This is a genomic window from Micromonospora sp. NPDC085948, from assembly GCF_040686315.1.
Classification (GTDB): Bacteria; Actinomycetota; Actinomycetes; order Mycobacteriales; family Micromonosporaceae; genus Micromonospora.
Window position 1 is genome coordinate 271,282 of sequence record NZ_JBFBJW010000008.1, and the last position, 7,839, is coordinate 279,120.

Below are 7,839 nucleotides of genomic sequence, written 5' to 3' on the forward strand. Positions count from 1 at the left end.
CGGCGACAGACCCTAGGGTGGCCTCGTGATCATTGACTGGCTCACCGGCACCGCGTTTCGGGTGGCCGGTACGGGCACCACCTGGGCGGAACTGCTGGGGTTCGCGACAGGTGTGCTGAACGTGTGGCTGGTGGCCCGGCAGAAGATCGCCAACTGGCCGATCGGCATCGCCAACGTGCTGCTGCTCCTGCTGGTGTTCTGGACCGTCGGGCTGTACGCCGACGCGGGTCTCCAGGTCGTCTACGTCGCGCTCGGCTGCTTCGGCTGGTGGCAGTGGCTCTACGGTGGCGAGCGGCGCAGCCGGCTCACGGTGAGCCGGACGGGGCGGCGGGAGTGGCTGGCGTTGGCCGTAGCCGGGGTGCTGCTCACCGGCGCGCTCTGGGTACTGCTGGACCGCGCCACGGACTCGACGGTGCCGTTGGCGGACGCGCTGACCACGGCGTTGTCCCTGCTGGCGACGTACGGGCAGACGCGCAAGCGGGTGGAGAGTTGGTGGCTGTGGATCGCCGCCGACCTGATCTACATCCCGTTGTACGCGTACAAGGGGCTGCACCTGACCGCCGTGCTGTACCTGGTCTTCCTGTCCCTGTGCGTACTCGGGCTGCGGGCCTGGCGGGCCGACCTGCGTCGGGCCGGTCGGCCGACGGCGGTCCCGCCCGGTCCGGCCCCGGCCACCGCGTGAGCGCCGAGGGACCGGGCCGTCCACCGGTGCCCCGCCTGCCGTCGCGCTCCGGCGTCGCCGAGTTCGGGCACGGGATGGTGGTGGGCAAGTTCTACCCGCCGCACGCCGGGCACCACGCGCTGATCGTGGCCGCCGCCGACCGCTGCGCCGAGGTCACCGTCGTCGTGGCACCCTCGCGCCGGGAGTCCATTCCGCTTCCGCTGCGCCTCGACTGGCTGCGGGAGGTGCACGCGGACACGCCGTGGGTGCGGTTCGTCGGCCGGTACGACGACCACCCGGTGGACTACGCCGATCCGGCCGTCTGGGACGCGCACTGCGCGGTGTTCCGCGAGGCGGTCGGGCCGGGGCCGGTGGACGCGGTGTTCTCCTCCGAGGCGTACGGCACCGAGCTGGCGCGCCGCTTCGGCGCCGTACCCGTGGCGGTGGATCCGGACCGGCGGACCGTGCCGGTGTCCGGGACGGCCGTGCGCGCGGACCCGGCGGGTTCCTGGCGGTGGCTGAGCCCGCCGGTGCGGGCGTGGTTCGTCCGGCGGGTGGTGGTGGTCGGGGCCGAGTCGACCGGGACCACGACGATGGCGGCGGCGCTCGCCGAGCACTACGGCACGTCCTGGGTGCCGGAGTACGGCCGGGAGTTGACCGCTGCCAAGCTGGCCCGGTTGCGGGAGCGGGTGCCGGAGGCGACCGTGTTCGACGTCACCTGGGACTCCGACGACTTCCGCGCCGTGGTCCGCGAGCAGCAGGCCGCCGAGGACGCGGCGGCCCGGACGAGCGGGCCACTGCTGGTCTGCGACACCGACGCGCGGGCGACGGCGGTGTGGGAGGAGCGCTACCTGGGCAGCGCGTCGGAGGAGGTGCGGGCGGCGGCCCGTCGGCCGGCGCTGTATCTGCTGACGGATCACCGGGGGGTGCCGTTCACCGATGACGGGCTGCGCGACGGTGAGCACCTGCGGGCCTGGATGACCGAGCGGTTCCGGACCGAGTTGGCGGGGTGCGGGGTGCCGGTGGTGGAGCTGACCGGGTCGCACGCCGAGCGGCTGGCCCGGGCGGTGCGGGCCTGCGACGACCTGCTCGCCGCCGGGTGGTCCCTCAGCGACCCGATTGCCGCACCCCACCTGCACTAGCCTCCTAGGAAGCCATACGCGGCGTGGCCCTCGATCGGGTGGTCGGCGACACCGGGTGCCCGGGGTGTGATCACGGGGCGTGGTGGGCAACAATGGTCACCGAGGAGGGGAGTATTCCCCCGCAACGGAGTCGTCAGCACGGTCGACCTGTCGGAACCACGGCGGACCGACCCGGCCCCGTAGGTCGCCACCGCTGTTGCAGGGTGGCGGCGGAAGAGACCTCCGACAGTCACCAGAGTGAGCGACAGCGGCACACCAGCCCCGCAGGGGGCGTACGGTGTGCCCGACGCCGCGTGTCTGCCGGAGGAATGAACGTTGGACGTGTCCGGATTGGTGTGGGCGGGGACGCTTGTCGTACTGACTGCGGTCCTGCTCGTCGACCTGTTGATCATTGGTCGGCGCCCGCACGAGCCGAGTGTGCGGGAGTCGAGCCTCTGGGTCGCCTTCTACGTCGGGCTTGCCCTGCTCTTCGGGGCGGGCGTCTGGTTGACCGCCGGCGCCAGCCCGGCCGGGCAGTTCTACACCGGCTGGCTCACCGAGTACAGCCTCTCGGTGGACAACCTCTTCGTCTTCGTGATCATCATGGCCCGCTTCGGGGTGCCCCGGCAGTACCAGCAGAAGGTGCTGCTCGTCGGCATAGTGCTGGCCCTGGTGATGCGCGGCGGGTTCATCGCCGCCGGTGCGGCGCTGATCTCGCAGTTCTCCTGGGTCTTCTACATCTTCGGCGCGTTCCTGATCTACACCGCGATCAACCTGGCCCGGCAGGGCGAGCCGGACGAGGACGAGTTCTCCGAGAACGTGCTGATCCGGTGGAGCCGCAAGGCGCTGCCGATCTCCAAGGAGTACGACGGCGCGAAGCTCACCACCCACGCGACCGGCAAGCGGTTGTTCACCCCGATGCTGATCGTGATGATCGCGATCGGCACCACGGACCTGATCTTCGCGCTGGACTCGATCCCGGCGATCTTCGGCATCACCCAGGAGCCGTACCTGGTCTTCACCGCGAACGTCTTCGCGCTGATGGGCCTTCGTCAGCTCTACTTCCTGCTCGGTGGCCTGCTCGACCGGCTGATCTACCTGAGCTACGGTCTGGCCGTCGTGCTCGGCTTCATCGGGGTCAAGCTGGTGCTGGAGGCGTTGGCCGACAACAACCTGCCGTTCATCAACGGTGGCGAGCACGTCGGCTGGGCGCCGCACATCCCGATCTGGCTGTCGTTGCTGGTCATCCTCGGCACCCTGGGCATCGCCACCGCCGCCAGCCTGATCAAGTCCTCCCGGGACCGGCGCCGCGAGTTAGCCGACGCCCGGCACTGATCTGTCGCCGGCCGGGTGCGGCGATCGCACCCGGCCAGCACCAGGTTGACCAACGTCCCTGGACAGCACCCCTAGACCCGGTGCGCGCCCACCAGCGTGGCGGTCCGGTCGGCCGGCAGCGGCTCCTCGATGACCCGCCGCCGCCGGTAGCAGGCGTGCAACATCCGCCGCTCGCCGCTGTCGCTGGGCGGGGCGGTGACGATGCCGATGTGGTGGATCGCGCGGCCCGGTCGTGCGAAGAAGTAGAGATCGCCGGGGCGTTCCGCCCCCAGGGCCAGCGGGGTGGTGGCGACGGCCTGGTCGTCGGCGTCGCGCGGTAGCAGCACCCCGAACCGCCGCCAGGCCAGGTGCACCAGACCCGAGCAGTCGATGCCGTGCGCGGAGAGACCACCCCAGATGTAGGACACGTCCAGCAGCCGCTGCGCCACCGCGAGCGCCTGCTCGGCGTTCGGCGACGCCGCCGAGGCCGGGACCAGGTGGCTGTCGGGCAGCCAGAGCGGCGCGGCCTGCCCCGGAGCGTGCACCGGGCGCCAGTCGTCGCGGGCGGGGCCGGCCGGCACCAGACGGGTGCCGACGACGACACCGGACAACACCACCGGTCCGGCCGGGGCGGCGTGCAGCGCGGTGACCGTGGCGTCCACCACCAGCGGTCGGTCGCCGCCGGTGGCCGGGTCGACGGCGGCCAGTTGGTCGGCGGGGAGCCAGCCCGGGTAGCCGCGCGGGTCCAGCTTGGCGGCAGGCTGCTCGACGGCGACGACTCGCGCCCAGCCGTCCGGTCGTAGCTCGCTGACGAGAACCCGCTCGCCGAGCAGCAGCTGGCTCAGCACACAGTCGCCGACCTGCTGCTCGGTGCTGAGACCGGAGACCCAGGCCGGGATGTCGGCGCCGGCGGTCAGCGCCGGGCGGTCGACCGGACGGACCGCCTCGGGCGAGGTCCACAGTGTTGCCACCGCGACTCGGACGACGGCCTCGCGGCCCGGTTGCAGCTCCACGTCAACCCCCAGATCGAGTCGGCTGTCCAGGGGAACCTTATGAAAGAAACCAACGCTCATCAAGCACCGGCCTGCACCTTTGCTTCAGCCAGACCGGAAATGCCCAGGCCAGGGGCGTTCGGAAGCACCACGGTGGCCCCGTCGTAGCGTATGCCGCCCCGCACCGGGGACCAGGCCAGCCACCAGGCGGCGTCCAGGTCGGCGACCGCGGTCGTGCCGTACGCGGCGACCAGGCTCGCCGCCGCCCCGATGCCGACCTGACTCTCCATCATCGAACCGACCACCGTGCCGAGCCCGTGGGCGCTGGCCAGGTCGAGGAGGGTGCGTGCCGGTTGCAGCCCGCCACATTTGGCCAGCTTGACGTTGACCAGGTCGGCGGCCCGGCGGCGGATCACCTCCACCAGGTCACGGACCCCGAAGACCGCCTCGTCGGCGAGGATCGGCACGGACACCCGGTCGCTGACCCAGGCCAGCCCGTCCAGGTCCCAGCGGGCCACCGGCTGCTCGACCAACTCCACGTCGAGCCCGGCGTCCTCGATGCCACGAATCACCCGTACCGCCTCCCGGGGTGTCCAGCCCTGGTTGGCGTCGAGCCGGATCCGAACCCCTGGGCCGACGGCCGCGCGGACGGCGCGTACCCGGTCCAGGTCGGTGCTCGCATCGGTGCCGACCTTCAACTTGAGCACGCCGAACCCGTCGGCCTGCCGCTGCCGCGCCGCCGCCGCCAGGTCCACCGCGTCGCCCACCGCCAGGGTGACGTCCGTCGGCACCCGCAGCGTGGTCCCCCCGAGCAACCGCACCAGGGGTACGCCCAGCCGCCGGGCGGCGAGGTCGTGCAGGGCGACGTCCACCGCCGACTTCGCCGCCTCGTTGCCCGCCACGGCACGTTGCACCTCGGCGCAGCGGGTCACCAGGTCGTCCGGGTCACGCCCGATCAACCGCGGACCGAGCATTTCGCGGACGCACGCCCGTGCGCCGGCGACCGACGCGCCGGTAACCTGCCAGACCTGGGGCGCCTCGCCGAAGCCGGAGCGACCGTCGGTGTCGACGAGTTCGACGACGAGCGTGTCCACAGTGGTGGTACGCCGCAGCGCGGTGATGAACGGGGTGTGCAAGGGGGCGGAAACCCGGTGGGTGCGTACCTCCGAGATCGTCATGTGAGGCACCTTATACGCAGGCACGCGACCGAATGGGGGACCGGATGACCGGGCAGAGCTGGGGGCTGGTGGGCGCTCCGAACGCGCGTGAGTTGGGCGGGTTGGTCGGCGCCGACGGCCGGCGGGTCCGGGTGGGGCAGCTGATCCGGACCCCGGCGTTGGGTCGGCTGACGGACGATGACCTGCCGGTGCTCGCGAAACTGGGTCCGGCGTGCGTGCTGGATCTGCGCGCCCCCGCGGAGATCGAGGTCGCACCGGCGGATCGGCTGGCCGGTGAGCCACCGGTGGTGTGCCTGCCGGTGCACGACCCGGAGCACCCGGTCTTCACGTACGTCTCGGCGGTGCTGCTGGGCCACGACCTGGACTCGTACGCGGAGTTGGCCCGGCAGGGCACGGCGGGGGCGATGGCGGCCATCTACCGGTGGTTCGTCACCGGGAAGTCGGCGCGGGTCGGCTTCGCCGAGGCGGTACGGCTGGCCGCGCAGCCGGAGAACCTGCCGCTGGTCTACCACTGCTCCGCCGGCAAGGACCGCACGGGTTGGCTCACCGTCATCCTGTTGACGGCGCTCGGGGTGGACGAGGCGACGGTCCGCGCCGAATACCTGCGCAACAACGAACTCACCGAGAGCCTGCGCGTGGTGATCGTCGAGGCGATGCGGCGGCGGCAACCGGAGCTGGACGTCGACGCGGTGCTGCCGGTGCTGGAGGTGCGCGCCGAGTACCTCGACGCCGGCTACGACGAGGTGCGCCGGGTGCACGGTTCGTTCGACGCGTACCTGCGCGACGGGCTCGGGCTCACCGACGAGACCCTCAGCGCGCTGCGGGCGCACCTGCTGGAGTGACCGACACTCTCGCGGGTGCGCCGACGCGGACGGCCAGGCCGAGGACGATCAGCGCCTGGCCGGCGGCGTAGGTGGCCATGACCAGCACGGGCGCGCCGGGTGGTCGGGCCACCTCGGCCACCCCGGCGGCGATCAACAGGTCGGAGCCGAGGAACAGCGCGGCGCCGAGACCGACCCGCCAGCCCTGGGTGGCGGCGGTGGTGGCCATCGTGGCCAGCGCGAGCGCGTAGCCGGCCACCGGCACGGCGAGCCCGACGTCGGTCAGCCCCGCCCACATCCACCAGAGCGCGGCGACGGTCAGCACGGCGTACCCCAGGGGGACCGCGACCAGCGGCGCACGGCGCAGCGCGGACGCGGCGCCGTACCGGGTGAAGGCCGCGACGTAGCAGAGGTGCGTGCCGAGGAAGCAGGCCATGCCGGCGAGGAACCAGCCGGTGCCCTCGATCATCAGCGCGACGTCGCCGCCGGTGGCGAAGGCCAGCGCGACGAGCACCAGCCGGTCCGGTCGGGCTCCGCGTTCGGCGCTGGCCCGCCAGAGGTACGCGGCCAGCAGCGGCATCAGCAGCGGTTTGGTGAGCAGGAAGGCCACGCCGCCGCCGGTGGCGTTGGCCAGCAGGTTCGCCGCCGTCACGACGAGGAAGGCGAGCAGGACGGTGCGACTGCGGGGCATCGACGGCTCCGGGGTGGGGGTGCGAGCAGCGTAGCCGGACGGACGGATCCAGGGTCAGAGCTGGTGGCGTGCGGCCCAGACCTGCGCGGAGATCTGCGCGATCAGCAGGCAGGCGTCGGCCCCGGTCTCGTCGTCGCCGTCGGTCGGGTCGGTGGTCGTGCAGACGGCGATCAGGTACGGCGGCGCGTCGGCGGGCAGCACCACGCCGGCGGCGTGGCGCACACCGCGTACCCAACCGCTCTTGTGCGCGATGCGGGTGCCCTCGGGCAGGCCGGCGGCCAGGTCCTCCCGGTGTTCCTGGGCGAGCAGGACGTCCAGCATGGCCGAGCAGGCCGCTGGTGAGGCGAGCCGACCCGGGGCGTTGGCCCCGGTGGCCAGCGCGCCGAGCAGGGCGGCCAGGTCGGCGGCGGTGACCGTGTTGGTGATGCCGGCCGCGCGGGCGGCGAAGTCCTCGATGCCCCGACCCGTGACGCTGGCGCGGGCGCGGGTCAGCGCCCACACCTCGGCCACGGCGGGCAGCCCGACGTGCCCGATGACCAGGTTGGTGGCCAGATTGCTGGAGCGCACGATCATCCGCTCGGCCAGCCAGCGCAGCGGGGCCGTGCCGCCCACCCGGTCCCAGACCGCGTCGTCGTTGTCGTAGGGCTGCGCGCAGGAGAACCGGGGCGCGCCGGACTGGGCGGAGTCGAACTCGTTGACCACGGGGACCGGGGCGTCCAGGTCCAGGGTGCCCGCATCGGCGGCCCGGTGCAGCGCGGCGAGCACCGCCACCTTCATGGTGCTCGCCGCATAGTGGGCGGCGTCCGGGTGGCGGGTCCAGGTCGGCGACGCGTCGAGCCGTCCCACGTACGCCGAGACGGTGCCGGGCACCCGGTCCAGGTGGGCGTCGAGATCCTCCCAGGTCATGCCGGTGACCGTAGCCGATCAGCCCCGGGCGGGCTCACGTACCCGTCGGGGGAGAACAGACGGGCGGGGGCGGCGGCCGGGGGGCGGGGGGCCCCCAGAGCGGGGGGGGTGGGGGGGGGAGGCGACGGAGTTCGGGTGGGACCGGCGGCGCGCCC

Annotated in this window: 8 protein-coding genes; 4 read left to right on the forward strand and 4 right to left on the reverse strand. The window is 72.9% G+C overall.

Going from position 1 to position 7,839, the window contains the following annotated elements:
- Nucleotides 1-25 precede the first annotated feature (25 nt).
- The 3 genes from pnuC (at nt 26) to AB0O48_RS22205 (ending at nt 3,117) form a co-directional block, all read left to right on the forward strand.
- Nucleotides 26-682, forward strand: a complete 657-nt coding sequence (pnuC, locus tag AB0O48_RS22195) for a nicotinamide riboside transporter PnuC (protein WP_357571533.1) — start codon at nt 26-28, stop codon at nt 680-682.
- A complete protein-coding gene (locus AB0O48_RS22200; RefSeq protein WP_357571534.1) occupies nt 679-1,803 on the forward strand; it encodes an AAA family ATPase in 1,125 nt (374 codons plus the stop codon). The genes pnuC and AB0O48_RS22200 overlap by 4 nt, the downstream gene beginning before the upstream one ends.
- Nucleotides 1,804-2,118: 315 nt before the next feature.
- Nucleotides 2,119-3,117, forward strand: coding sequence for a TerC family protein (locus tag AB0O48_RS22205; protein ID WP_357251316.1), 999 nt, complete (start codon nt 2,119-2,121; stop codon nt 3,115-3,117).
- A 71-nt stretch (nt 3,118-3,188) separates the two neighbouring features.
- Here AB0O48_RS22205 and AB0O48_RS22210 read toward each other — a convergent pair whose 3' ends face one another.
- Nucleotides 3,189-4,169 (reverse strand): NlpC/P60 family protein, encoded by a 981-nt coding sequence (locus AB0O48_RS22210; RefSeq protein ID WP_357571535.1) that lies wholly within the window; start codon nt 4,167-4,169, stop codon nt 3,189-3,191.
- The gene (locus AB0O48_RS22215) at nt 4,169-5,266 is read right to left on the reverse strand and encodes a dipeptide epimerase (RefSeq protein ID WP_365068010.1); all 1,098 of its coding nucleotides are present in this window, start codon (nt 5,264-5,266) and stop codon (nt 4,169-4,171) included. Before AB0O48_RS22215 ends, AB0O48_RS22210 begins: the two co-directional genes overlap by 1 nt.
- Nucleotides 5,267-5,310: 44 nt before the next feature.
- On the opposite strand from AB0O48_RS22215, the gene AB0O48_RS22220 reads away from it, so the two are divergent.
- Nucleotides 5,311-6,108, forward strand: a complete 798-nt coding sequence (locus AB0O48_RS22220; RefSeq protein ID WP_365068013.1) for a tyrosine-protein phosphatase — start codon at nt 5,311-5,313, stop codon at nt 6,106-6,108.
- On the opposite strand, the gene AB0O48_RS22225 is transcribed toward AB0O48_RS22220, so the two are convergent.
- Both AB0O48_RS22225 and AB0O48_RS22230 read right to left on the reverse strand, forming a co-directional pair.
- Entirely contained in the window at nt 6,077-6,778 is a 702-nt protein-coding gene (locus AB0O48_RS22225) for a lysoplasmalogenase (RefSeq protein WP_365068015.1), read from the reverse strand. The two genes, AB0O48_RS22220 and AB0O48_RS22225, sit on opposite strands and share 32 nt — an antisense overlap.
- Before the next feature lie 54 nt (nt 6,779-6,832).
- Nucleotides 6,833-7,684 carry a serine hydrolase gene (locus tag AB0O48_RS22230; protein WP_365068017.1) on the reverse strand — a complete coding sequence of 284 codons (852 nt, stop codon included), beginning with the start codon at nt 7,682-7,684 and terminating at the stop codon, nt 6,833-6,835.
- Between the last annotated feature and the right edge of the window lie 155 nt (nt 7,685-7,839).

Bases quoted from the DNA above. Each gene is read 5' to 3' on its own strand.
- AB0O48_RS22210 (WP_357571535.1), bottom strand. From the start codon at position 4,169: ATGAGCGTTGGTTTCTTTCATAAGGTTCCCCTGGACAGCCGACTCGAT.
- AB0O48_RS22215 (WP_365068010.1), bottom strand. From the start codon at position 5,266: ATGACGATCTCGGAGGTACGCACCCACCGGGTTTCCGCCCCCTTGCAC.
- AB0O48_RS22220 (WP_365068013.1), top strand. From the start codon at position 5,311: ATGACCGGGCAGAGCTGGGGGCTGGTGGGCGCTCCGAACGCGCGTGAG.
- AB0O48_RS22225 (WP_365068015.1), bottom strand. From the start codon at position 6,778: ATGCCCCGCAGTCGCACCGTCCTGCTCGCCTTCCTCGTCGTGACGGCG.
- AB0O48_RS22230 (WP_365068017.1), bottom strand. From the start codon at position 7,684: ATGACCTGGGAGGATCTCGACGCCCACCTGGACCGGGTGCCCGGCACC.